Raw genomic sequence first — 22,963 nt, 5'->3', positions numbered from 1 at the left:
TTGGGGGCGCGGTTCTGGTAGCCGTGCCCGAAATGTCGGAAATCACCCTCCCCTCCGTCACCACAGCCAAAGGCGACCTCTGGGTGTTCGGCTACGGCTCGCTGATGTGGCGGCCGGGTTTCGAATTCGAGGAGCGCGTCCCCGCGCGGCTGGTCGGCGAGCACCGCGCGCTCTGTGTCTATTCCTTCGTCCACCGTGGCACGCCGGAGAAGCCGGGTCTGGTGCTCGGCCTCGACCGCGGCGGCGCCTGCCGCGGCATCGCCTTCCGCGTCGCCGAAAAGAACCGCGCCGACGTCGTCGCCTATCTGCGCGCGCGCGAGCAGGTGACGTCGGTCTATCGCGAAGTCATGCGCTCGGTGTGGCTGGAGAACGATGCGCGGCAGCGCGTCTCCGCGCTCGCCTATGTCGTCGACCGCGGCCATGTGCAATATGCCGGTCGGCTGTCGCTCACCGACCAGCATCGCCACGTGCTCCAGGGCCACGGCCAGTCCGGCGCCAACCGCGACTACGTGACTGCGACGGTGAAGGCGATCGAAGCCGAAGGCTTTCGCGATGCGCAGCTGCATCAGCTTGCCATGATGCTGCATGGTGATGCGCATTCTCCGCACGAGGCTCCGGCGGACGATCGGGAAAACCGCTAGCTCTCCAACGGCGCATAGCTCGGCGCCGAGCCGATCAGCTGCTCCTGCTCCTTGCGGCCCGCTTCGACGAGGCGACCGGTCGCGTCTTCGATCACCGTTTGCACACGGGAGAGATACTCGTCCTTGGGCAAGCCCGGCGGCAGCGGATCGAGGAATTCCACCACCAGCGTGCCGGGATAGCGCATGAAGGTGCGGCGCGGCCAGAACAGGCCGGAATTGAGCGCGATCGGCAGGCACGGCGCGCCGCAGGACGAATAGATCTGCGCGAAGCCGCTCTTGTAGTCCGGTGGCGCGCCCGGGGCGCGACGCGTGCCTTCGGGAAAGATCACGAGCTGCCCGCCGCTGCGCACCGCCTCCCGCGCCCGCCGCGTCATGTCCAGCAGCGCCTTGACGCCGGCATTGCGGTCGATCGCGATCATCCCGGTCTTGACCAGGAACTGGCCGAACACCGGGATCTGCATGAGCTGACGCTTGAGGATGAAAATCGGACGGTCGAAGAAGCCCGGCAAGACGAACGTCTCCCAGAACGACTGGTGCTTCGCCACAACGACCAATGGTCCCCTCGGGATCTTTTCGAGGCCGCGGAATTCCACCTTGATGTTGCAGACAGCCCGCATCAGAAACAGCGTCGCCTTTGCCCACCATTGCGCGACCGTGAGCATGGCGCGCGGCGGCAATGCGAAGGTCGGCAGCGCCACGATCGCGAGGCACACCAGCACGGTGTAGAACAGCACGTTGAACACGAGCGATCGCAGGAAAATCAAGAACATCGAGGATCCGATCAATTGCCGATCAGTTGCCGATCAATTGGCCTGTGCGGTGGCGGGCCGCTTCGCCTGCAGCCCGGAAGGCTGCTCCGACATCTCGGGCGAAAGGTCAATCCCGAAATCCTCCAGCCGCACCCTGACCTCGGCCGCGATATACTTGACATATTCCGACAGCAGCAGCCGCAAAGTGGACGCCGAGGTCCACCACGGCTCCTCGCGCCATTTGTCGCCGACCACCACGAACGGGATCAGTGTCGCCTCCGGCATCGCATGCGAGAATTCCACCAGCGCGCGCGGCATATGATAGTTCGAGGTGACCACGATCAGCGATTTGAAGCCGCGTCCCGCGGCCCAGCGCCGCGCTTCCGCGGCATTGCCACGGGTCGAGACCGCCGTGCGGTCGAGATCGACGCAGCAACGCATGAAAGACTGGTTCTCCGGCAGCGTCCGGGAGATGTCGCTCGCCGTCGAGGCCGGGTGTACGCCGGAGATCAGGAGCCTCCTGCCGTAGCCGGCAGCGAGCAGCTCCATCGCATCCGACACCCGCGAGGAGCCGCCGGTGAGCACCACGATGCCGTCCGCCTTGCGGTCCGGCGCGATCTCGGCGCCGCGCAATTGCGACAGAAACGCAATAAAGCCCGCCGCCGCGCCGACGAAGGCGAGCGCAATCGTCGACATCACGGCCGCGCGCAGCCAGCCGCGCGGCAGTTTCGGCGATCGATCGTCGGTCGGCGCGCTCATGCGATGTCGGTGATCCCTTCCCAGAGGTGATTTTAGGACGTTTTGAGGCGAAGTGGAGTCCGGTTTGTCGGCCTCAAACTATGTGGCGAAGCGCTGGGGCCGCGAACCAGATTTCCCCTCTCCCCTTGTGGGAGAGGGTGGCTCGCCGCGATAGCGGCGAGACGGGTGAGGGGTATGTCTCCGCGAACTCGCCTCGACGTTCGTGCACGTGGATAGAACCCCTCATCCGGCGCTTCGCGCCACCTTCTCCCACAAGGGGAGAAGGAAGAAAACCATCTCAATCGACATCATTCAGCGTCGCGAACAGCGTCTGGCGCGAGGCGACCGCGGTGATGGCGCCGATCAGCACGGCCTGCACCGCGAGCACGATGTAGCCGGACGGCCGCAGCGAGAAGGTGCCGAGCAGCGCGGCGAACTGGTCGCCGACGGGAGTGCCCGAAAACCAGCCTGCAATCGACTCGGAGAAGCCGAACACCAGCATGGCGGCGCCGCCGCCGATCACGCCGCCCTCCAGCCCCAGCCTGAGGAAATGACGCAGGAAGCGGTTGGCGATGTAGCGGTCGCCGGCGCCGACGAAATGCAGCACCTCGACGATCGGACGGTTCGCCGCCATGGCGCCGCGGGTTGCGAACGACACCGAGATGATGGTGGCGACGATGACGAGCGCGAGGATGCCGAGACCGGCGAGCACGGTGGCGTTGGTCATCGAGCGCATGCGCTCGATCCAGGCGCGGTGATCGTCGACGCTGGCGCTTGGCGCCACCTGGGTCACGCGGGCGCGCAAGGCGCCGAGATCGAGCGCCGTGCCGGGCTGCACGCGCGCGATGATCATGCGCGGGACCGGCAGATCGTCCATCGACAGCCCGGTGCCGAGCCAGGGCTCGAGCAGCTTGCCGCTCTCGTCCTTCGTGAACGGCTTGACCTCGACGATGCCGGCTTGCGCGCGCATGGCCTCGGTCACCGCCGCGGTGTCGCGTTCGAGATCGCGGCCCGTCTGCGGCCGGACCTGAATGGTGATCTCGCTCGCGACATCCGACTGCCATTCGGCGGCGGAGGCGCTCACCAGCAGCACCGTGCCGGTCGTCATCGAGGCCAGGAAGGTCATGATGGCGACAACGGCGACCAGCGCGCGGCCGTGGATCGAGGCGCGCGGCACGATCGGCGACATATTGCGCGCCCGGGCCGGAAGCGGCGGCCCCTCCTGCCCGAGATCGACCAGCACGCCGCGCTCGTCGGGCCTATTCATAGACGTGCAGCCGTCCCTGGTGCAGCACGAAGCGTCGCGCCTCGTACTGGTCCATCAGGGCGATATCGTGGGTGGCGATGATGACGGCGGTGCCTGACTTGTTGAGCTCGATGAACAGCCGCAGCAGGCGGCGACCGAGCGTCGGATCGACGCTGCCGGTTGGCTCGTCGGCCAGCAGCAGCTGCGGCCGCGAGATCACGGCGCGCGCGATTGCCGCGCGCTGCTTTTCGCCGCCGGACAGGATCGGCGGCAGCGCGTCCATGCGCTCGCCGAGCCCAACCCATTTCAGGAGATCGATGACCTCCTTGCGGTAGCTCGATTCGCTGCGGCCCATCACGCGGAACGGCAGCGCCACGTTTTCATAGGTCGTCATGTGATCGAGCAGGCGGAAATCCTGGAGCACGATGCCGATGCGCTTGCGCAAGTCTGCGATCTCGTCCTTGCCGAGCTGCGAGATGTCGTGACCGAACAAATTGACGAGCCCCCGCGTCGGGCGATGCGAGAGGAACAACAGGCGCAGCAACGAGGTCTTGCCGGCGCCGGACGGGCCGGTGAGGAACTGGAAGGAATGCGCCGGGATCTGGAAGTTGAGGTCGCGCAGGACCTCGGGCCCCAGGCCGTAACGCAATCCGACATTTTCGAACCGAACCAAGCTCAGCTCCGTTCGAGAGAGGCCGCGGGCCGCACGGCTGTGCTCCGCCACACGCGATCCGCGGGTTTTGCGGCCGTTATGGTTTCCGGTTCGTTAACGGTCGTCCTGTAGCATAATTGGTAGCATCTTTCCGTCTCGGTTCTCCACGACCGTGTCACGGTCAAGACTTGTCCATGCATCAAGGCTCGTCCATGCATATCGTCTGCCCTCATTGTACGACATCCTACGCCATCAAGCCCGCGAGCCTTGGGGCGAACGGCCGGACCGTGCGCTGTTCCCGTTGCAAGGAAACGTGGGTCGCCCATGCCGAGGATGCCATCGAGGAGGCATCTGTGCCGGCCATGGCCGCGGCCAGCCGGGCCGACGACCAGGCCGATCTCGCCGAGCAATGGAACTCCTATGCCCAGGACGACGGAGCCGCTGACGCGCCTGTCGTTGACAGCCCCTCGATCGCCAGCGACTGGCCGGACCAGGAAGCCGCCGACACCGAGGACGAATGGTCCGCGGCCGCCCGATCCGTTGAGGAGGAAGTCGGCGGCGAACAGCACCAGTCCTGGTTCCGTGGCCTGTTCGGCCGTCGCCGCGGCGCGCGAGTGCGCCGTCCGGTGGCCACGGCGGCCCCGCGAAAATCCCATTTCGGCCTGCCGACCGCCTGCGCCGCCATGGGCGCGCTGGTCCTGGCGCTGGTGATCTGGCGCGGAGACATGGTGCGGCTGCTGCCGCAGACGGCAGCCTTCTACAGGATGGTTGGCCTCGAAGTTAACCTGCGCGCACTCGCCTTCAAGGACGTCAAGCTCTCCAGCGAGACAGTAGACGGTAAGCAGGTGCTGGTGATCGAGGGCGTGATCGTGGGACAGGGCAAGAAGCCGCTCGACATTCCCCGCTTGCGCTTCGCAGTGCGCGACGCGCAAGGCGCGGAAATCTACGCCTGGAACGCCGTTCTGGAACAGACCGTGCTACAGCCCGGCGAGCGCGCCTTCTTCCGCTCGCGCCTGGCCTCGCCGCCGCCGGAGGGCCGCAATATCGACGTTCGCTTCTTCAACCGGCGCGACATCGCCGGCGGCAGCGTATAATCGATTTCGCAGGTCTCGCAGGCAAAGTTGGTGGCGAGATTGATCCCAAGGTTGGTCTCATGTCCAAGATCCTGATCGCCGACGACGAGGATTCGATGCGCCAGCTGGTGGCGCGCGCCATCGCCATGGACGGCCACGAGATCGTCACCGCGCAAGACGGCGCCGAGGCGCTGGAGATCCTCACGCGCGCGGACGGCAGGTTCGACCTGCTGCTCACCGACATCCAGATGCCGGTGATGGACGGCATCGCGCTGGCGCTTTCTGTCGCACGCGATTTCCCCGATTTGACCATTCTGCTGATGACCGGCTTTGCCGACCAGCGCGAGCGCGCCTCGAACCTCAATGCGCTGGTGCATGACGTCGTGACCAAGCCGTTCTCGGTCGCCGACATCCGCACGGCGGTGGCGGACGCGCTGGCGGCGAAGAAGGGGTAGCGGCGTCGGGGCGCCACGTATTCCGCTGTCATGCCCCGGCTTGACCGGGGCATCCAGTACGCCGCAGCCTCTCGATTGAATCACAACCGTCTCGGAGTACTGGATCGCCCGGTCAAGCCGGGCGATGACAGAGAACTCAAAAATCCTTCAGCAGCCGCTCGATGTAATCGAGCTCGATCTGCGGGCGCGAGCTGTCCCCCAAGCGGCGGCGGAGCTCCTCGAGGATGCGGCGGACGCGCTGGGCGTCGATCTCGCCGGGGATCTTGACCGTGTAGTCGTCGCTCAGATCGCGGCCGTGAAGTGGGCGACCGAGCGGATCGGTCTGATTGCCGCCGCTCTGCTGACGACCGGGCCGGTTGCCGGGGCCATCGCCCTGCCCGTCGCCATCGCCCTGCTGCATCGCCTCGGCCATCTTCTGCGCGCCCTTGCGCAAGGCCTCGAGAGCTTTCCCCTGCGAGTCCACGGCACCATCCGAATTGCCTTCGCCGAGCTGCGAGCCGGCATCGCCCATGGCCCCGTCGGCGGCGTCCAGACTGCCGTCGTCATCGCCCTGGTCACCGTCCTGATCGCCATCCTGGCCCGGCTGTCCCTGCTCGCCCTGCTGACCCTTTTGCCCCTTCTGGCCCTGGCTCTTCTGGCCCTTTTGCCCCTTCTGCGTGAGGCCGCGCTTGGCGAGCTCGTCCTGCAGCTTCTTCAGGCGGTCGCGCAGCGACTGCTGATCCTGCTGGAGATCCGACATCGACTGGTCGCCCTGCTGCTTGCCGCGCGAGCGCTCACGCCGGGAATCCTGCCCCTGCTTGAAAGTCTTGTCGCGCAATTGCTGCTGCTTGCGGATCATGTCGCTGAGTTCGTTGAGCGCCTGCTCCATGTCGCTGTCGCCGGATTGCCCGGGCTGCGCCATCTGGAGATTTTCCATGATCTGCGCGAGCTGTTCGAGCATGCGCTGGGCCGCTTCTTTATTGCCTTCGCGCGCCGCCTTCTCGATTTGCTTCAGCAATTCGTCCAGGTCGCGCTGCGTGATGACGGAACGATCGCGATTGGAGGATTGGCTCTTTTCCGTCGCACGCTTGTAGTCCTCGAGCTTCTGAATCGCATCGGATTGATTGTTCAGGCTCTTGCCGGATTCCTTCTGCCTGAGGCTGTCGCCGGAATCCTGCATCGCCTTTTCAGCGCCATCGAGCAGGGCATCGACATCCTGATCCTGCTGGGCAGCCACGGGCGAGACGCCTCCCAACAGGAAGGCGAGGCAGGCGATCGAGATCGCCTTCAAGACTGGCACGCGTGCTAGCTTCCGCATTTACGGTCTCGCGTCGACTGGTTGGCCCCGTCGTTGCCCGCCTTCGCCCGGCTGCTCGCCGACTTCCGATAGGCCTGAAGCTGCTCGCGCAGCGCGTCCTGCTGCTTCGCCAGCTCTTCGAGCTGCTCGGGCGTGGCGTTCTGGGTCTTTTGTTTCAGCTCGACGGACTTGTCGAGGATGAGCTGAACCTCTGCCGGGAAAGGCTGCCGCGGGCCAAGCGGATTCTGCTCGGCGCGCCGGGCGAGATCGCGCACCTTGCCGGCCATCGCCTCGCGAAGCTTTTGCGTCAGCGCCTTGATCTCGTCTTCGCTGGCGCCGCGTTCGAGCGCCCGCTTGAGCGCATCCTGCGCCGAGCGCAGCGCGGCGTTGACGCTGCCGGCGACACCGTCGTCCTCGATGGTGACCGCGAACGCCCACATGCTTCCCACCACCTCGCGCAGCGCGTCGTCGGTGCGGGCGGCCTCCAGCTGCTGCGCCAGGCTGCGCAGGCCGAGATAGCAGCCCGCATCCGGCGTGAACAATTCGGGCGCGATCATCAGCGCGTCGAGCGCGGCGTAGACATCCGAATTCTTGTTGGCGTCGAGCGCGAGGATGCGGCGCTGTTCGACCAGCGCGCGCGCGAGCGAATTGGTGAACAGCCGCTCGGGCAGGCGCATGTTGAAGGGCTCGCTCCTGGCCTCGTTGCCAGCCTCGTCCTTGGCAGTGAGGGTCAGCGTGACATCGGCGCCGGCATAAGGATCCTCGCTGAGGTCCTTCACCGTCTGGCCGACGCCGTTGCGGGTGCGCGCATTCGGGAGCACGAGCGGGAACTGCGGAGGTTGGAATAGCGGCCGCGCGGTGGCCTTGGTGTCGGCCTCCTTGCTGCCATCTTTGGCATCGGCGGGACGCAGGCCGATTTGCGCGTCGGCGCCGGTGACGCCGTAATCGTCCTCGACCTTGTAGGTGAGCTGGAGTCCGCCACGGGCTTGGCGCTCGGGATCCTTGGCCAGCGCGATCGTCGGCGCACGGTCCGGCGTTGCCGCAAACGCCCATTGCGGCTGGCCGGAGGGCGCGCGGACATGCGCGGTGCCATCGCCGCTGATGGTAAAATGCTTCTCGTTGGTGCCCTTGGGCGCCGCTTCGGTGGGCGCGACGTCCTTGAGGCCGCCGGAGACGACAACATCCAGGCTGCCGCCGGAGGAGCGCACGATCAGCGTCGAACCTGCGGGAACGGCAAGCGGGCCGCTGGCCGGCAGCGCGGCGGCCTCCTTGTTCGCGGCCGACAGGATGACCGGCGGCTTGCCGGTGTAGAGCGGCGGCGTGACCCAGGCATCCACACGAACATTCGTCGGGGCCAGCACGCCGTTCCAGTGGAAGGCGGCCCCGAGCCGCATCGCACGCTCGTCGCCAGCGGCGAAAAAGGTCGCAACCAGCATCACCATGACCAGCGCGCGCAGCGCCCATGGATCATGCAAAGCGAGCCGGGGCTTCGGCAGACCGGCGCGGATGCGCTTGATCGAAGCCAGCGTGCGCTCGCGCTGCGCCCGCCACAATGCCTGCGCAACCGGGTCCTGCGAGCTCAGCGTGTCCGTCAGCGTGGTGGCCGGCCGGTGACGGATGCCGGAGCCGCGGTCGAGTCGGCCCAGCGCCTCCTCGCGGCTCGGCCAGCGGAAGCGACTCAACGGGAACAGGACGGCAGTCGCGACCCCGGCGAAAACGACAAGACCGATGGCGCGGGCAATGGACGGCAGCGCCAGCCAGAGGCCGGCCCAGGACACCACCAGGAACAGACCGATGACGGTGAGAAGCCGCGCCAAATTTGGCCAGGCACGCTCCCACGCGATGGCATAAGTGGCCCGCTGCAGGGCTTGCGCCAGCTTCAACCGCGACAGAGCGTCGCCATCGCGGATCGGGTCTGACGGGTCGGGGGTGACGCCGTTCAATCAACTCTCCAGGTTGCCCGGTAGAGAAGCGTACCACAACGGCAGCACTGAGGCATCCGTTCCTGCACGGGAGACACCCCTTTTCCCGCATAACACGAGGACGTGACTGGCCCGCCGCAACCCCGTAATTTCCGCGCCGCCATCCAAGGAAAAAGAAGGAAACGCCATGGACAAGAAGATGCACGACAAGGGCCTGGAAGTCCGCAAAGCGGTGCTGGGCGAGGCCTACGTCAACAACGCCCTGAAGAGCGTCGACGATTTCAACCGTCCGTTCCAGGAGATGCTCAACGAATATTGCTGGGGCACCGTGTGGGGCCGCGAGGAGCTGCCGCGCAAGACCCGCAGCATGCTCAACATCGCGATGATCGCGATCCTCAATCGACAGCACGAATTCCGCGCGCATCTGAAGGGCGCACTCACCAACGGCGTCAGCCGCGACGAGATCCGCGAGATCCTGATGCAGGTCGCAATCTATGGTGGCATGCCGGCCGCGGTCGACAGTTTTCGGATCGCGCGCGAGGTGTTCGCCGAGATCGACGGCAAGGCGTGAGCTAGACTAACGCTCCTAACTCTATCGCTTCGTCATCGCGAGCGGAGCGAAGCAATCCAGAACCCTCCGCGGCGACAGTCTGGATTGCTTCGTCGCTTCGCTCCTCGCAATGACAACGGGAAGGAAACACCATGGACATCGGATTCATCGGCCTCGGAAACATGGGTTTCCCGATGGCGCGACGGCTGATCGAGGCCGGCAACCGGCTCGTCGTGTTCGACGCGCGCCAGGAGGTCGTTGACAAGTTGGTGGCGCGCGGCGCCACTGCGGCGACGTCGCCGAAGCAGGTCGCCGACCAGGTCGAGACGGTCATGGCGAGCCTGCCTTCGCTGCAGGCTTCGCTTGCGGTTGCGACGGGGCCGAACGGCGTGATCGAGGGGAGCAGCGTCAAACGCTTCATCGATCTCTCCACCGTCGGCTCGGCGATGGCGGTGAAGATTCACGGCCTGCTCGCCAAGCATGGCATCGTGCAGATCGACTGCCCCGTCTCCGGCGGCGTCGGCGGCGCCGAGAAAGGCACGCTCGCGGTGATGGTCTCGGGGCCGAAGACGGAGTTCGAGCTGCTCAAGCCCGCGCTCGAGATCATCGGAAAGGTTTTCTTTATCGGCGAGAAGCCCGGCGCGGCGCAGACCATGAAGCTCGCCAACAACTTCTTGTCGGCCACCGCAATCGTGGCGACCTCCGAAGCGGTAGTGATGGGCGTCAAGGCCGGACTCGATCCCGCCGTGATGATCGACGTCATCAATGCCGGCTCCGGCATGAACACCGCCAGTCGCGACAAATTTCCGCGCTCGGTGCTGCCGCGCAGTTTCGACTTCGGCTTCACCACGGGACTGATGGTGAAGGACGTGCGGCTGGCGCTGGAGGAGATGAAGCAGCTCGGCCTGTCGATGGAAGTCGCGGATGCGGTCGGCCGGTTGTGGGAGACGGTCATCAGCGCGGAAGGCGCCGAGTCCGATTTCACCGCGGCGATCAAGCCGATCGAGAGGAAAGCGGGCGTTTTGGTTGGCGGCAGGCCACCCAGCTAGGGCCAACATGAGAACGCAGCGCCGACGACCGGCGCTGCGCTGTCCTCCTTGGAACGATCTGCTACGAGCGGCGTCTGCCAAGTTCCGGAAGGTCGGTCGGCTGCTCCAGTTGCAGGGAGGCCGAGCCCCCGCTGCATTTGATATACTTCTCGTCGCACCTGCGCATGCACCGTCTCTCGCTCGAGCATTTCGCAGAGGTATTGTTGCAGCTGACCCACGTAATGTCGCACCGTGTGACCCGGGCCGACGCGACGCCGGAGAGTCCGAGCACGAAGGCCACGCTGCAAGCTACGAAAAGCATGCGAAGCAGGCCGGCGCCGGCGAGTGAATCGTTCATTCGATCTCCTGTGTTGGCCGGGCACGTCTGCGCCTGCGGCCGGGTTTTTGACGAAGACGCAGTTCAAGCCTTGGCGAGATAGGGGATCGTGCCGGCCAAGTCCGTATCGTCGATCAACTGGAAGCGGCTCTCGCTGCCGCCCCTGCGCGCTGCCGCGAATCGGCCGTAGGCGGGATCAGTAACGAAGGACTCCGCCGCTTTCGCCGTGGGAAAAGACATGATCGCGATCAGCGATGTGTCGAGAGGGGCACCTTCAAGAGTTTTCACATTGCCGCTGCGGGAAAGATACTTGCCGCCATGCTTGTGCACCAGCTCGTGGACGGACGCGGCGTAGTCCGGCACCCACTTTCCGTCAGTCACTTTGATGTCCGCGATCAGATACGCTGTCATGTCGTGTCTCCTGGCTCGAGTTCAGCTCCGCGTTGAAGGGCGGGCATCACTTGGTGCCAGAACACGGCGCGGACTTGCCAGTACGGGAACTGTAGCGGGGCGATACAAATACTGAATTGCGCCGCCCTGGATCAGCTCGCCAGCTTGCGTTCCTTGGCGAACGGGCTAAGGCCGAGCCAACTTTGCATGGCCGCGGCAAGCTGCCGATCGCCGGTGAGCAGCATCCGCCGGCTTGCGGCGGCCGCCCGCACGGAATCGAGTCCCATCCAGATCGCCGTCATGGTGCGCAGATCAACCGACACGTAAAGGTCAACATCGAAACCGGGATCAATCGAGCAGAGGTCGACACTGTCGTCGGGATCGACGATCAGCCACCACAATCGCTGCGTCGAAGGTAATTCCGGATACGCGAACTGCAGCACGCTGCGGCGGGTCGGCATCGGCGTCGTGTTCAAATTCCGCCGCATGTCCCACATCAACAGCTGGACATCGAGATGCTGAAGCGACAGATCCGACTCGATGCGGCGCTGGCCCCAGATGCCGAACGCCTCGACGATGGGGCCGAGTTCGCGTCCGGAAGCGGTCAGCTGATACTCGATCACGCCGCGCTCGGAAGCCGACGGCTGGCGGATGATGATGCCTGCAGCTTCGAGTTCCTTGAGGCGCTGGGAAAGCAGCGCAGGCGACATGCGGGGAACGCCGCGGCGCAACTCGTTGAACCGGGTCGAGCCGGCGACGAGTTCACGTAGCAGCACGACGGTCCAGCGCGTGCACAATATCTCGGCCGCCATCGCGACCGGACAGAACTGCCTGTAGCTGCCGATGGTCATGCGGGCCTCCGTGACAAGCGAAGGCGCAACCTTAGGGCCGCGGCGCGCGGCTTCCTAGTTCAGTTTCTGTATCAGCAGCGATTCATTCTCTGAACTGGCCGCGGACCGTGGTGAGCGTCTATTCGACCGGCATTGGCAAGCCGGCCGCCGCAATCGCGGCCCGCCGGACACAGGAGATTACCATGAAGAAATACGATTCAACGGCTTCCAGATTGCTCGTTTCGGTTCGCAGCGCCGCGATTTGCACCCTCGGCCTGGGCGTCGGCGTCATGCCGGCGTCCGCAGCCAATCTGACGAGGAGCATCGAGGTCAGCAGTGCTGCGGCCGAGGTGTGGTCCGTCATCGGGCCGTTCTGCGCGATCAAGGATTGGCTGCCGCCGGTGGGGCAGTGCATTGCGGACGGCAAGTCGCCGCCAACCCGGACGCTCGTCACCAGGGACGGCAAGGCCTCGTTCGTGGAGACGCAGACTGCGCGGAACGACAAAGACTACAGCTATTCCTACGCGTTCCTGTCGAGCCCACTGCCGGTGAGCCAGTACAAGTCGACCATCAAGGTCACGGCAAAGGGTGAAGGCGCATCGGTGGTGACATGGACCGGCATCTACACGCCCGACCCGGGGCGGGAGAAGGAAGCGGTCGATGCCCTCGGCGGCGTCTATGATTCCGGCCTCGCCGCAATCAGGGACCGGTTCAAGAAGTAGGGTCAATGCAGCGATGGGCGCAGCGCTAGCTGCGCTCATCGTGGACAATCACAGCCTCATAGCCACGGCGCCGGCGTATCCATCGCGATCAATTGCTCGACCTCGATGCGCGGACGCACGACCGCGTACTGGTCGCCCTTCACCAGCACTTCGGGCACCAGCGGCCGCGTATTGTAGGTGCCGGCCTGCACTGCGCCGTAGGCGCCGGCGGTCATGATGGCGATGAGGTCGCCGGGCTTTGGCGTCGGTAGCGTGCGATCGAGTGCGAGATAGTCGCCGGTCTCGCAGACCGGGCCGACGACGTCGGCCATGATGGTCGCGGCCCCCGTCGCAGGCTGCGTCACCGGCAGAATGTCGTGATGGGCCTCGTACAGCGTCGGGCGGATCAGATCGTTCATGGCGGCGTCGATGATGACGAAATTCTTGCCGTCACCGTGCTTCACATAGATCACCTTGGCGACCAGGATGCCGGCATTGCCGACGATCAGGCGGCCCGGTTCGAACATCAGCGTGCAGCCGAGATTGTGGCTGACGCGCTTGACCATCGCGGCATAGGCGTCGGGCGCCGGCGGCGCCTCGCGGTCCATGTAATAGGGAATGCCGAGACCGCCGCCGAAATCGACATGCGAGATGTTGTGGCCGTCGGCACGCAGCGTCTGCACGAATTCGGAGAGGATGCGGAACGCGATCTCCATCTTGGAGAGGTCGGTGATCTGGCTGCCGATATGCACGTCGGTGCCTGTGACCTCGATGCCCGGCAGCTTCGCGGCGCGGGCATAGACCTCGCGGGCATGCGCGATCGGGATGCCGAACTTGTTCTCGGACTTGCCGGTCGAAATCTTCGCATGCGTGCCGGCATCGACGTCAGGATTGACACGGATCGAGATCCGCGCGGTCTTCCCGGTCTCGGTCGCAAGGCGCGACAGCAGCTCGAGCTCGGGCTCGGATTCGACATTGAGGCAGAGGATGTCGGCCGCCAGCGCAGCGCGCAGCTCGGCTTCCGTCTTGCCGACGCCGGAGAACAGGATCTTGCTTGCTGGAATGCCGGCGGCCAGCGCGCGCTTCAATTCGCCGCCGGACACCACGTCCGCGCCGGCGCCGAGCCTGGCCAGCGTGCGCAGCACCGACTGGTTGGAATTTGCCTTCATGGCGTAGCAGACCAGCACCTTCTCGCCCGCGAAGGCGTCAGTGAAAACGCGATAGTGCCGCTCGAGCGTCGCGGTCGAATAGCAATAGAACGGCGTGCCGACGGTTGCAGCCAGCTCGGACAGGTTCACCGCCTCGGCGTGCAGCACGCCGTTGCGATAGTCAAAATGATTCATGGCGTTGGCTCAGTTGCCCCAGCCTATCGGCTGGGTCTTTCGTCCAGGAGCGGGTCGAGGATAAACGGTTTCTTCCTGCCCTTGGTCGCCGCCGGTGCGGCGTCCGCGCCATAGGTGGGGTTGAACACGCTCGGCGTCTTCTGGGCTTCGGTCTCGGTATCGGTCGGCGGCGCGACGTTGGCCGTTGACGCGCTGGAGGCGGTCGGCGGCAGATCCAGCGGGCCCTTGCGGCCACAGCCGGCAAGCGCGAGCGCCGTCAGGCTCAAGACAATGATGGCCCACCCCGAGCCGGCCGGGCGAAACTTTGACGTCACGACGAAATCCCCACTACGCGCGGCGCACCATACAGAGATTGGCGCGCTCTGGCGAGACCCGGATGACCATGAAACATAAGCGAAATTTTGCCCCTCAGCCCAATTTTCGCTCTTTTTCCAGCCGCTTCAGCCAGGCCTTGGCCTGCGATGCCACGTTCTTCGGCGCGGTACCGCCGAAACTGGTCCGGCTCTTCACCGACGATTCGACCGAGAGCACGCCAAGCACGTCTTTCGTGATCTTCGCTTCGATTGCCTGCATCTCCCTCAGCGGCAGCTCGTGCAGCGCCACGCCGCCCTCGGCGGCTTTCGCGACGATGCGGCCGGTGACGTGATGGGCCTCGCGGAACGGCATCTTCAGCGTCCGCACCAGCCAGTCGGCAAGATCGGTCGCGGTGGCGTAGCCCTCGCCTGCAGCAAGCTTCATCTTCGCTTCATCAGGCACGAGATCTCGGACCATGCCGGTCATGGCGCGGATCGCGAGCGACAGCGCGGCGAAGCCTTCCATGGCGCCCTGCTTGTCCTCTTGCATGTCCTTTTGATAGGCGAGCGGCAGGCCCTTCATGACGATCAGCAGCCCATTGAGCGCGCCGATGACGCGGCCGGTCTTGGCGCGCACCAGCTCGGCGGCGTCAGGATTGCGCTTCTGCGGCATGATCGAGGATCCCGTGGTGAACTTGTCGCTGAGGCGGATCATGCCGACCAGCGGCGAGGTCCAGATCACGATCTCCTCGGCAAAGCGCGACATGTGCACGGCGCAGATCGAGGCCGCCGACAGCGTCTCCAGCACGAAGTCGCGATCGGAGACCGCATCGAGCGAGTTCGCCATCGGACGGTCAAAACCGAGCGCCTTCGCCGTGGCGTGACGGTCGATCGGGAACGAGGTACCGGCGAGCGCTGCAGCTCCGAGCGGGGACTCATTCAGCCGCTTGCGCGCGTCCTGGAAACGGCCGCGATCGCGCGCGGCCATCTCGACATAGGCGAGCAGATGGTGGCCGAAGGTCACCGGCTGCGCGGTCTGCAGATGCGTGAAGCCCGGCATGACCGTTCCGGCGTGCTCCAGCGCGCGCTCGACCAGCGCCTGCTGGAACGCGGCGAGCGAGGCGTCGGTCTCATCGAGGACATCGCGGACATAGAGACGGAAATCGGTCGCGACCTGGTCGTTACGCGAGCGCGCGGTGTGCAAGCGGCCGGCGGCAGGGCCGATCAGCTCGGACAGGCGGCTCTCGACATTCATGTGAATGTCCTCGAGCGCGCGCTTGAATTCAAAGGCGCCCTTGCCGATCTCTGACAAAATCGTGTCTAGACCCTTGCCGATATTTTTCGCATCAGAGTCCGTGATGATGCCCTGCGCGGCCAGCATCGCGGCGTGGGCCTTGGACGCGGCAATGTCCTGGGCAAAGAGGTGACGATCGACGTCGATGGAGACGTTGATCTCTTCCATGATCTCGTCGGGACGTTCCGAGAACCGGCCGCCCCACATCTTGTTGCTCATGATCCCCTGCTCACGCCTTGCCTGTGGCCGCCGCACGTTTGCTGACGGCTGCCAGCCGTATTAAGAGGCCTCTGATAGCCATATCTGCGACCGGATGACAAACGATATGCTCGACCCCAACGACAGGCTCGACCAAAGGACAGCACGGTCGGCCACGCGCCGTATCCCCGTGGTCATCGCCACCGTGGTGGTCGGGGGCCTGGCTGGCTTTGCCGCGCTGTACGGGCTGGGCCTGGGCCGGGCCCCCTCCGGCGATCCCGCCTGCCGGGCCGCGGTGAACACCGCACAGAAGATCGCGCCGCTTGCCCATGGCGAGGTGGCGGCGCTGACCATGGCGACCGCACCGCTAAAGCTGCCGGACCTGGCCTTCGAGGACGCCGACGGCAGGCCGAAGAAGCTGTCGGATTTCCGCGGCAAGACGCTGCTGGTGAACCTCTGGGCCACCTGGTGCGTGCCCTGCCGCAAGGAAATGCCGGCGTTGGACGAGCTCCAGGGCAAACTTTCGGGCCCGAATTTCGAGGTGGTGGCGATCAATATCGACACCCGCGACCCCGAGAAGCCCAAGACGTTTCTGAAAGAGGCCAATCTCATCAGGCTCGGCTATTTCAGCGATCAGAAAGCCAAGGTTTTTCAGGATCTTAAGGCGATAGGCCGGGCCTTGGGCATGCCCACCTCGGTGCTGGTCGATCCTCAAGGCTGCGAGATCGCGACGATCGCGGGGCCGGCGGAATGGGCGAGCGAGGATGCGCTCAAGCTGATCCGGGCTGCGACGGGCAAAGCCGCAGCGTCGTTCTAATTGATGATGTTTTAGGCGGTGACGTTGAGGTTGCTGCCGACGCCAGCGCCGACATTGGCAAGCGAGGGCTGTCCGGCGCCGAGCAGCGTCAGGACGGTGGATTTCTCCGCATCCGCGTTCTGCTTCATCAGCGTCGCCGAGATATTCGACTGCAGCGCGCCTTGCTGAGAGGCCAGCATGCTGCTGACCATCGCCATCATGTCCATTACGCAAACCCTCGTACCGGCGGTAACCTAGAGGCGGGCGGTTAACGGGACATGAATTGTCGCGAGTCGCCGTAAGGTAGGCTTTCTCCGTGTCCCGGCTCTGCTGCGTATCGCTAACGCGCTGCGCAATGTCCCGGCACGAAACCCCTTATCTCGTCGGAATCGGCTTGGCGCCGCGGTAGTCGTAAAAACCGCGCTGGGTCTTGCGACCGAGCCAGCCCGCCTCGACGTATTTCACCAGCAGCGGGCACGGGCGGTACTTGGAGTCGGCGAGGCCCTCATGCAGCACCTGCATGATCGACAGGCAGGTATCGAGGCCGATGAAATCAGCGAGCTCCAGCGGGCCCATCGGATGGTGCGCGCCGAGCTTCATCGCCGCGTCGATCGCCTCGACGTTGCCCACGCCTTCGTACAGCGTGTAAATCGCCTCGTTGATCATCGGCAGCAGGATGCGGTTGACGATGAAGGCCGGGAAATCCTCGGAGACCGCGACCTGTTTGCCGAGCTTGCCTACGAATTCCTTTGACGCCTCGAAGGTCTGGTCGTCGGTGGCGATGCCGCGGATCAACTCCACCAGTTCCATCAACGGCACCGGATTCATAAAGTGAATGCCGATGAAGCGTTCGGGCCGGTCAGTGGCGGCGGCCAGCCGCGTGATCGAGATCGAGGAAGTATCGGAAGCGACGATCGCCTCGGGCTTCAACACAGCGCAGAGATCGTGAAAAATCTTGCGCTTGACCTCTTCCTTCTCGACGGCGGTCTCGATCACGAGATCGCAGTCCGCGAGATCGTCCAGCCTCTCGCCGGCTACGATACGCGCCATCGCCTTGGCTTTGTCGTCCTCGCTGACGGCCTTCTTGGAGACCTGGCGCGTCAAATTGCCGTTGATCGTGGCCATGCCTGACTTGAGGCGGTCGGTCGAAATATCGTTGAGCACCACGTCGAAGCCGGCCAACGCAGCGACATGCGCGATGCCATTGCCCATCTGCCCCGCGCCGATCACGCCGACCTTCTTGATTACTGCCGCCATAATGTCATCCACCGGAACGGCGCGCTATCAACCGCGCCTGCCTATCCCCCTGAGCCGGGAGGTCTGATTTAATCAGAACCCGGCCTCGAAACCTAGATTGGATCGCTTCGAAGGCGTGTCCCGCGCCAAAGAAAACGCCTCAAAAAGCAACACCGGCCGGAGTTTATAGCTCCGGCCGGTGTTTAGCGCGTTTTACTTGCCGAGCTTGCCGAGTTCGGCCGTCAGCTCCGGAACCGCTTGGTAGAGGTCGGCGACCAGGCCGTAATCAGCGACCTGGAAGATCGGCGCGTCCTCGTCCTTGTTGATCGCGACGATCACTTTGGAGTCCTTCATGCCGGCCAGATGCTGGATCGCGCCGGAAATGCCGACCGCGACATAGAGCTCGGGGGCCACGACCTTGCCGGTCTGGCCGACCTGCCAGTCGTTCGGCGCATAGCCCGCATCCACCGCCGCACGCGAAGCGCCGACACCGGCGCCAAGTTTATCGGCGAGCGGCTCGATGTACTTTGCGAAGTTCTCGCGGCTCTGCATGGCGCGGCCACCGGAGACGATGATCTTGGCCGAGGTCAGCTCGGGACGGTCACTCTTCGCGACCTCCTCGCCGACAAAGGACGACAGGCCCGGATCGGCCGCCGCCGCGACGCTCTCGACCGACGCGCTGCCGCCTTCACCCGCTGCGGCGAAGGTGGAGGTGCGCACCGTGATGACCTTCTTGGCGTCCTTCGACTTCACCGTCTGGATGGCGTTGCCGGCGTAGATCGGGCGCTCATAGGTGTCGGGGGCGATCACCTTGGTGATCTCCGAGACCTGCATGACGTCGAGCAGGGCCGCGACGCGCGGCATCACGTTCTTGAAGCGCGAGGTCGCGGGCGCGACGATGGCGTCATAGGACGGCGCCAGCGAGACGATCAGCGCGGCCAGTGGCTCGGCCAGATCGTGCGCGTAAAGCGCGCCGTCGGCGAGTAGCACCTTCTTCACACCGGCGAGCTTTGCGGCGGCGTCCGCCGCGGCCTTGGCGTTCTCGCCGGCCACCAGAACCTCGACGTCCGCGCCGAGCGCGGCCGCCGCGGTCAGGGCCTTGTTGGTCGCATCCTTGAGCGACGCATTGTCGTGTTCGGCAATCAGAAGCGTCGTCATCAGAGCACCCCGGCTTCGTTCTTGAGTTTCGACACCAGCTCGGCGACGTCCTTGACCTTGACGCCCGCCTTGCGGCCCGCCGGCTCGGTCGTCTTGAGAACCTCGAGGCGCGCGGTGAGATCGATGCCATAATCGGCGGCAGTCTTGTCCGCAATCGGCTTCTTTTTGGCCTTCATGATGTTCGGCAGCGAGGCGTAGCGCGGCTCGTTGAGACGGAGATCGGTGGTGACGATCGCCGGTCCCTTCAGCTTCACGGTCTGCAAGCCGCCGTCGACTTCGCGGGTGACCTTGAAGTCGCTGCCTTCGACCTCGAGCTTCGAGGCGAAGGTCGCCTGCGACCAGCCGAGCAGCGCGGCCAGCATCTGGCCGGTCTGATTGCTGTCGTCGTCGATCGCCTGCTTGCCGAGAATGATGAGGCCCGGCTGCTCTTCGTCCGCAATCTTCTTCAGGATCTTGGCGACCGCGAGCGGCTCGACCGCACCCTCGGCCTTCACCAGGATGCCGCGATCGGCGCCCATGGCGAGACCGGTGCGGATCGTTTCCGACGCCTGCGCCGGTCCGATCGAGACCACCACGACTTCGGTCGCCTTGCCGGCTTCCTTCAGGCGCAGCGCTTCTTCGACCGCAATTTCGTCGAACGGGTTCATCGACATTTTGACGTTGGCGAGTTCAACACCCGATCCATCGCTCTTGACGCGGACCTTGACGTTGTAATCGACCACCCGCTTTACCGGCACCAAGACCTTCATCGATCCTCTTTCACTCAATCTGGGAGGGGTTTATCAACTGGCGCGGAACCTAAAGGCCTGATCCGGCCCGGTCAACGCGCGAAGGGGTCTAATTTTGGCGCCCAGAAATGCGCGGCCCAATGGGTCAGCGATTCTGGCCCGGAACCCAGAGCACGTCGCCGGCGCCGTCATCGTTGGCCGCGCGGCTGGCCACGAACAGGAAGTCCGACAGGCGGTTCATATACTGGATGCCAGCGGCACCAACAGGTTCGTCCGGCCGGGCCGCCAGTTCCACCATCACGCGTTCCGCTCTGCGGCAAATCGTACGGGCGACATGGAGGTAGGCCGCGGCTGGCGTGCCGCCCGGCAGCACGAAGGAGGTCAGGGGTGCCAGCTTGTCGTTGAGCGCGTCGATGTCGCGCTCGAGCCGCTCGACCTGGCTTGCCACCACCCGCAGCCGCTCCGCCTTGCCCTCACGTTCGGGCACCGCGAGGTCCGCGCCGAGGTCGAACAGATCGTTCTGGATGCGGCCAAGCATCGCGTCGAGCTCGGGCGCATCCCCGGTGTGAAGCCGGACCACGCCGATCGCAGCATTGGTCTCGTCGACCGTCCCATAGGCCTCGATGCGCAGATCGTATTTCGGCCGGCGCTCGCCCGAGCCGAGCGCTGTCGTGCCGTCGTCACCGGTTTTCGTATAGATGCGGTTGAGCACGACCATGTTAACGCCCCATCGCCCACACGGCGGCCATCGCGATGACGATCGCCACGAACTGAAGCAGCACGCGCCAGCGCATCAGCTTCTGCGAGGTGTTGGGCGAGCCGCCGCGCATCATGTTGATGAGACCGAGCAGCAGCACCAACGCCACGGCGCCGACCGCAATCGGCAGGATGAAAGTACTCAGGAGAGATGCCATTCGAGGGTAAATAACACCCTCCGCGCCGGTCCGCCATGGCGTTCCCGATCTGGCTTTTAAGCCAATAATATCAGAAGCTAGCTGGATGAATCTGGATTTGCGCCAATTGCCTATCCTCTTGACCTATCCCCGCCTGCGGGGAGAGGTCGGAATGCGTTTCCCGCGCGCGGGAAGCGGAAGCAGCAACAGCAGTGCAGGTGGTGCGTGAAGGCAATCCGCACCATCTACCTTGTCGTAATGGACGCGTTCTACACGTTCCTCGCCGATGACGGCTGGGCGATCGCGAGCCACATCGCGCTGTCGACGCTGATGGCGCTATTCCCGTTCCTGATCGTCCTGACATCGCTCGCCGGCTTCTTCGGCTCCAAGGAACTCGCCGATCAGGCTGCGAGCCTCATGCTCCAGGTCTGGCCCAAGCAGGTCGCGGATTCGATCTCGGGGGAAGTCCACGACGTGCTGACCACGACCCGCACCGGCCTATTCACCATCGGCGCGGTGCTGTCGGTCTACTTCGCCTCCAACGGCGTCGAGGCGCTGCGGGTCGCACTGAACCGCGCCTATGCGGTCGTGGAGATGCGGCCCTGGTACTGGCTACGGCTGGAATCGATCGCCTACACGCTGATTGCGGCCTTCACCGCGCTCGCCATGGCATTCCTGATCGTGCTCGGGCCGCTGCTCATCGAGGCCGCGCGTGCGCACATCCCGCTGTTCGTTGAATCCAACGAGAGGATCCTCACCTGGCTGCGCTATGGCATCACCGTTGGCGCGTTGGTGGTGGCGCTGATGATCCTGCATACCTGGCTGCCGGCGGGACGGCGCCGGTTCCTCCAGATCCTGCCCGGCATCGTCTTCACCATCGTGGCGTCGCTGATCTCGGGCATCGTGTTCGGGCAATATCTGGCGCGCTTCGCCAATAATTACGTGACGATGTATGCGGGGCTCGCCTCGGTGATCATCGCGCTGGTGTTCCTGTATTTCATCGCCGCGATCTTCGTTTACGGCGGCGAGCTCAACGCCGCGATCATCAAGTCGCGGCTTCCTCACGGCGTGTCGCTGCAAGCAGCGCAGTCGCTAGCGCCCGCGGAGACACAGGCTTGACCAGAAAGGCGTCGGCGCCGGCCTCGCGTGAGGCGACTTCATCTTCGCCCCGACCTGACACCCCGATGATGGGGATCTGAGCCAGCGGCGTCGCCATGGTGCGGATCCGCCTGATCGCCTCGACGCCATTGATGCCCGGCAGCACCATATCCATCAGCACCGCGTCGAAGGCGCCCTGCGCGAGCCGGTTCACCGCGTCCTCGCCGCGCCCGATGAACTCGGCATGATGACCGAGTTCGGTCAGGATGGTGTTGAGCACAACGCGGCCGAACGGATTGTCCTCGACGCTGAGCAAGCGCAGCGCCGGAACCGCATCCATCTCGGCTTCGCCCTTCGACTTGCGGGACTTGCCCGATCCCGTGGCACACACCGACACCGTCAATGTGAAGGTGGCGCCACCGCCGGGCCGAGGCGCGACCGTGATGTCGCCGCCCATCGCGCGCGCCAGTTGCTTCACCGACGACAGGCCCAGTCCGGCGCCGCCGAAGCGCGAGGCAATGGTGACATTGGCTTGGGTAAACGGTCGGAACAGCCGTTTGATCTCGGCCATGGTGAGGCCGATGCCGCTGTCGGACACCGCGAAGGCGACACCGACGCTGCCTTTGCCCTTTGCTTTGCCTTTGCTCTTGGTCTTGTCCTTGCTCTTGACGGAACGCCAAGGCGCGACCGTGAGCGCCACGCCGCCGTGCTCGGTGAATTTCACGGCATTGTCGATCAGGTTCTCGAGCGCGGCGCGCAGGCGGACGGGATCACCGACCACCAGCCCCGGCAGCTTCTCCGAGATATCGACCTCGGCCTGGAGACCCTTGGCCGCGGCGCGACCGGCCAGCGAATCGCCGGCGTTGCGGGCGAGGGTCCGCAGGTCGAACAAATCCTGCCGCAGCGAGCTTCCACCTCCGATGCCCTTGCCGGTCCCCTTGCCGGTTCTGGCGGCATCGACGAACAGGGTGGCAAGGTTCGCCAGATGCTCGGCACCGGCCTTGATCGTGTCGGCCCAGCGTCTTTCCCGTTCGCCGAGATCCGAAGTCGCGAGCAAGTCGCTGATCGCGAGAATGCCGGTCAGGGGGGTGCGGACCTCATGGGCAAAGGCGGCAAGCGCGGCCTGGACGACGTCCGGCTCGACCCGCTTGGTGCTGCGCTTGCGCAACCGGGCGGTCGGCCCGGAGCGCTTCCGAGCCACTCGCTTGGACGTCCGCGTAGTGCGCGCTGCGCGCGTTTTCGCCGCCATAACTCCCCTTCGAAGTATCCCCTTCGAACCCCGCGCTGTCAGCCGAGCATGGCACGGCGGAACACCCGGAGTCACGGCGCCGTTTGGCT

At 65.0% G+C, this 22,963-nt stretch carries 26 protein-coding genes; 8 read left to right on the top strand and 18 right to left on the bottom strand.

Going from position 1 to position 22,963, the window contains the following annotated elements; all coding sequences use genetic code 11:
* Positions 1-32 precede the first annotated feature (32 nt).
* Complete coding sequence (locus RX329_RS04615) at positions 33-641, top strand: gamma-glutamylcyclotransferase (protein ID WP_085385490.1); 609 nt, start codon at positions 33-35, stop codon at positions 639-641.
* Here the strand turns inward: RX329_RS04615 and RX329_RS04610 are convergent.
* From RX329_RS04610 to ftsE, 4 genes are all read right to left on the bottom strand, one after another.
* A complete protein-coding gene (locus tag RX329_RS04610) occupies positions 638-1,411 on the bottom strand; it encodes a lysophospholipid acyltransferase family protein (RefSeq protein WP_085361285.1) in 774 nt (257 codons plus the stop codon). The two genes, RX329_RS04615 and RX329_RS04610, sit on opposite strands and share 4 nt — an antisense overlap.
* A gap of 33 nt (positions 1,412-1,444) precedes the next feature.
* Positions 1,445-2,149, bottom strand: coding sequence for a YdcF family protein (locus RX329_RS04605; RefSeq protein WP_085361196.1), 705 nt, complete (start codon positions 2,147-2,149; stop codon positions 1,445-1,447).
* A gap of 277 nt (positions 2,150-2,426) precedes the next feature.
* Positions 2,427-3,395: a cell division protein FtsX gene (locus tag RX329_RS04600; RefSeq protein WP_007597308.1), complete on the bottom strand. Its 969-nt coding sequence runs from the start codon at positions 3,393-3,395 to the stop codon at positions 2,427-2,429.
* Entirely contained in the window at positions 3,388-4,047 is a 660-nt protein-coding gene (gene ftsE / locus RX329_RS04595) for a cell division ATP-binding protein FtsE (RefSeq protein ID WP_008135325.1), read from the bottom strand. The genes RX329_RS04600 and ftsE overlap by 8 nt, the downstream gene beginning before the upstream one ends.
* Positions 4,048-4,238: 191 nt before the next feature.
* Between ftsE and RX329_RS04590 the strand changes: the two genes are divergently transcribed.
* Together RX329_RS04590 and RX329_RS04585 are read left to right on the top strand one after the other, a co-directional pair.
* Positions 4,239-5,120 (top strand): MJ0042-type zinc finger domain-containing protein, encoded by an 882-nt coding sequence (locus RX329_RS04590; RefSeq protein WP_085385492.1) that lies wholly within the window; start codon positions 4,239-4,241, stop codon positions 5,118-5,120.
* 59 nt (positions 5,121-5,179) lie between these two features.
* The gene (locus tag RX329_RS04585) at positions 5,180-5,554 is read left to right on the top strand and encodes a response regulator (protein WP_018453253.1); all 375 of its coding nucleotides are present in this window, start codon (positions 5,180-5,182) and stop codon (positions 5,552-5,554) included.
* Positions 5,555-5,690: 136 nt separating this feature from the next.
* Here RX329_RS04585 and RX329_RS04580 read toward each other — a convergent pair whose 3' ends face one another.
* Positions 5,691-6,851, bottom strand: coding sequence for a DUF4175 family protein (locus tag RX329_RS04580; RefSeq protein ID WP_085361194.1), 1,161 nt, complete (start codon positions 6,849-6,851; stop codon positions 5,691-5,693).
* On the bottom strand, positions 6,839-8,773 hold the full coding sequence (locus RX329_RS04575) for a TIGR02302 family protein (RefSeq protein ID WP_085361193.1): 1,935 nt from the start codon (positions 8,771-8,773) through the stop codon (positions 6,839-6,841). The genes RX329_RS04580 and RX329_RS04575 overlap by 13 nt, the downstream gene beginning before the upstream one ends.
* Before the next feature lie 166 nt (positions 8,774-8,939).
* Here RX329_RS04575 and RX329_RS04570 point away from each other — a divergent pair, with 166 nt between their 5' ends.
* Both RX329_RS04570 and RX329_RS04565 read left to right on the top strand, forming a co-directional pair.
* A complete protein-coding gene (locus RX329_RS04570; RefSeq protein WP_027514149.1) occupies positions 8,940-9,323 on the top strand; it encodes a carboxymuconolactone decarboxylase family protein in 384 nt (127 codons plus the stop codon).
* A 131-nt stretch (positions 9,324-9,454) separates the two neighbouring features.
* Entirely contained in the window at positions 9,455-10,351 is an 897-nt protein-coding gene (locus RX329_RS04565; protein WP_085361192.1) for an NAD(P)-dependent oxidoreductase, read from the top strand.
* Between the two features lie 400 nt (positions 10,352-10,751).
* Here RX329_RS04565 and RX329_RS04560 read toward each other — a convergent pair whose 3' ends face one another.
* Positions 10,752-11,078 carry a DUF1330 domain-containing protein gene (locus RX329_RS04560; RefSeq protein WP_018453248.1) on the bottom strand — a complete coding sequence of 109 codons (327 nt, stop codon included), beginning with the start codon at positions 11,076-11,078 and terminating at the stop codon, positions 10,752-10,754.
* Positions 11,079-11,209: 131 nt separating this feature from the next.
* Positions 11,210-11,908: a winged helix-turn-helix transcriptional regulator gene (locus RX329_RS04555; protein ID WP_018453247.1), complete on the bottom strand. Its 699-nt coding sequence runs from the start codon at positions 11,906-11,908 to the stop codon at positions 11,210-11,212.
* A gap of 182 nt (positions 11,909-12,090) precedes the next feature.
* On the opposite strand from RX329_RS04555, the gene RX329_RS04550 reads away from it, so the two are divergent.
* Complete coding sequence (locus RX329_RS04550) at positions 12,091-12,609, top strand: SRPBCC family protein (RefSeq protein WP_026232494.1); 519 nt, start codon at positions 12,091-12,093, stop codon at positions 12,607-12,609.
* 56 nt (positions 12,610-12,665) lie between these two features.
* Here the strand turns inward: RX329_RS04550 and lysA are convergent, their stop codons facing one another.
* The 3 genes from lysA to argH all read right to left on the bottom strand — a co-directional run bounded on the left by lysA (position 12,666) and on the right by argH (position 15,737).
* Positions 12,666-13,931: a diaminopimelate decarboxylase gene (gene lysA, locus RX329_RS04545; protein WP_085361190.1), complete on the bottom strand. Its 1,266-nt coding sequence runs from the start codon at positions 13,929-13,931 to the stop codon at positions 12,666-12,668.
* A gap of 23 nt (positions 13,932-13,954) precedes the next feature.
* Positions 13,955-14,245, bottom strand: a complete 291-nt coding sequence (lptM, locus tag RX329_RS04540; RefSeq protein ID WP_007615309.1) for an LPS translocon maturation chaperone LptM — start codon at positions 14,243-14,245, stop codon at positions 13,955-13,957.
* A 94-nt stretch (positions 14,246-14,339) separates the two neighbouring features.
* Positions 14,340-15,737 (bottom strand): argininosuccinate lyase, encoded by a 1,398-nt coding sequence (gene argH / locus RX329_RS04535; protein ID WP_018453243.1) that lies wholly within the window; start codon positions 15,735-15,737, stop codon positions 14,340-14,342.
* A gap of 106 nt (positions 15,738-15,843) precedes the next feature.
* Here argH and tlpA point away from each other — a divergent pair, with 106 nt between their 5' ends.
* On the top strand, positions 15,844-16,533 hold the full coding sequence (gene tlpA, locus RX329_RS04530) for a thiol:disulfide interchange protein TlpA (RefSeq protein WP_026232493.1): 690 nt from the start codon (positions 15,844-15,846) through the stop codon (positions 16,531-16,533).
* An 11-nt stretch (positions 16,534-16,544) separates the two neighbouring features.
* Here tlpA and RX329_RS04525 read toward each other — a convergent pair whose 3' ends face one another.
* The 6 genes from RX329_RS04525 to RX329_RS04500 all read right to left on the bottom strand — a co-directional run bounded on the left by RX329_RS04525 (position 16,545) and on the right by RX329_RS04500 (position 20,548).
* Positions 16,545-16,739 (bottom strand): hypothetical protein, encoded by a 195-nt coding sequence (locus tag RX329_RS04525; RefSeq protein ID WP_007615312.1) that lies wholly within the window; start codon positions 16,737-16,739, stop codon positions 16,545-16,547.
* A gap of 148 nt (positions 16,740-16,887) precedes the next feature.
* Positions 16,888-17,769, bottom strand: coding sequence for a 3-hydroxybutyryl-CoA dehydrogenase (locus tag RX329_RS04520; RefSeq protein ID WP_085361189.1), 882 nt, complete (start codon positions 17,767-17,769; stop codon positions 16,888-16,890).
* A gap of 192 nt (positions 17,770-17,961) precedes the next feature.
* A complete protein-coding gene (locus RX329_RS04515; RefSeq protein ID WP_085350745.1) occupies positions 17,962-18,906 on the bottom strand; it encodes an electron transfer flavoprotein subunit alpha/FixB family protein in 945 nt (314 codons plus the stop codon).
* Positions 18,906-19,655: an electron transfer flavoprotein subunit beta/FixA family protein gene (locus RX329_RS04510; protein ID WP_085350746.1), complete on the bottom strand. Its 750-nt coding sequence runs from the start codon at positions 19,653-19,655 to the stop codon at positions 18,906-18,908. Before RX329_RS04510 ends, RX329_RS04515 begins: the two co-directional genes overlap by 1 nt.
* Before the next feature lie 124 nt (positions 19,656-19,779).
* Entirely contained in the window at positions 19,780-20,352 is a 573-nt protein-coding gene (locus RX329_RS04505) for a cob(I)yrinic acid a,c-diamide adenosyltransferase (protein WP_085350747.1), read from the bottom strand.
* Between the two features lies 1 nt (position 20,353).
* Positions 20,354-20,548 (bottom strand): twin transmembrane helix small protein, encoded by a 195-nt coding sequence (locus RX329_RS04500; protein WP_018453237.1) that lies wholly within the window; start codon positions 20,546-20,548, stop codon positions 20,354-20,356.
* A 204-nt stretch (positions 20,549-20,752) separates the two neighbouring features.
* On the opposite strand from RX329_RS04500, the gene RX329_RS04495 reads away from it, so the two are divergent.
* On the top strand, positions 20,753-21,646 hold the full coding sequence (locus RX329_RS04495; protein ID WP_026232492.1) for a YihY/virulence factor BrkB family protein: 894 nt from the start codon (positions 20,753-20,755) through the stop codon (positions 21,644-21,646).
* Here the strand turns inward: RX329_RS04495 and RX329_RS04490 are convergent.
* Complete coding sequence (locus RX329_RS04490; RefSeq protein WP_085361088.1) at positions 21,573-22,874, bottom strand: ATP-binding protein; 1,302 nt, start codon at positions 22,872-22,874, stop codon at positions 21,573-21,575. The two genes, RX329_RS04495 and RX329_RS04490, sit on opposite strands and share 74 nt — an antisense overlap.
* Positions 22,875-22,963: the final 89 nt, after the last annotated feature.

It is taken from the genome of Bradyrhizobium sp. BWC-3-1, assembly GCF_032917965.1.
GTDB classification, from domain to species: Bacteria; Pseudomonadota; Alphaproteobacteria; order Rhizobiales; family Xanthobacteraceae; genus Bradyrhizobium; species Bradyrhizobium canariense_D.
The sequence above is the reverse complement of the archived record's forward strand: the minus strand, read 5'-3'. Positions and strand labels throughout refer to the sequence as shown.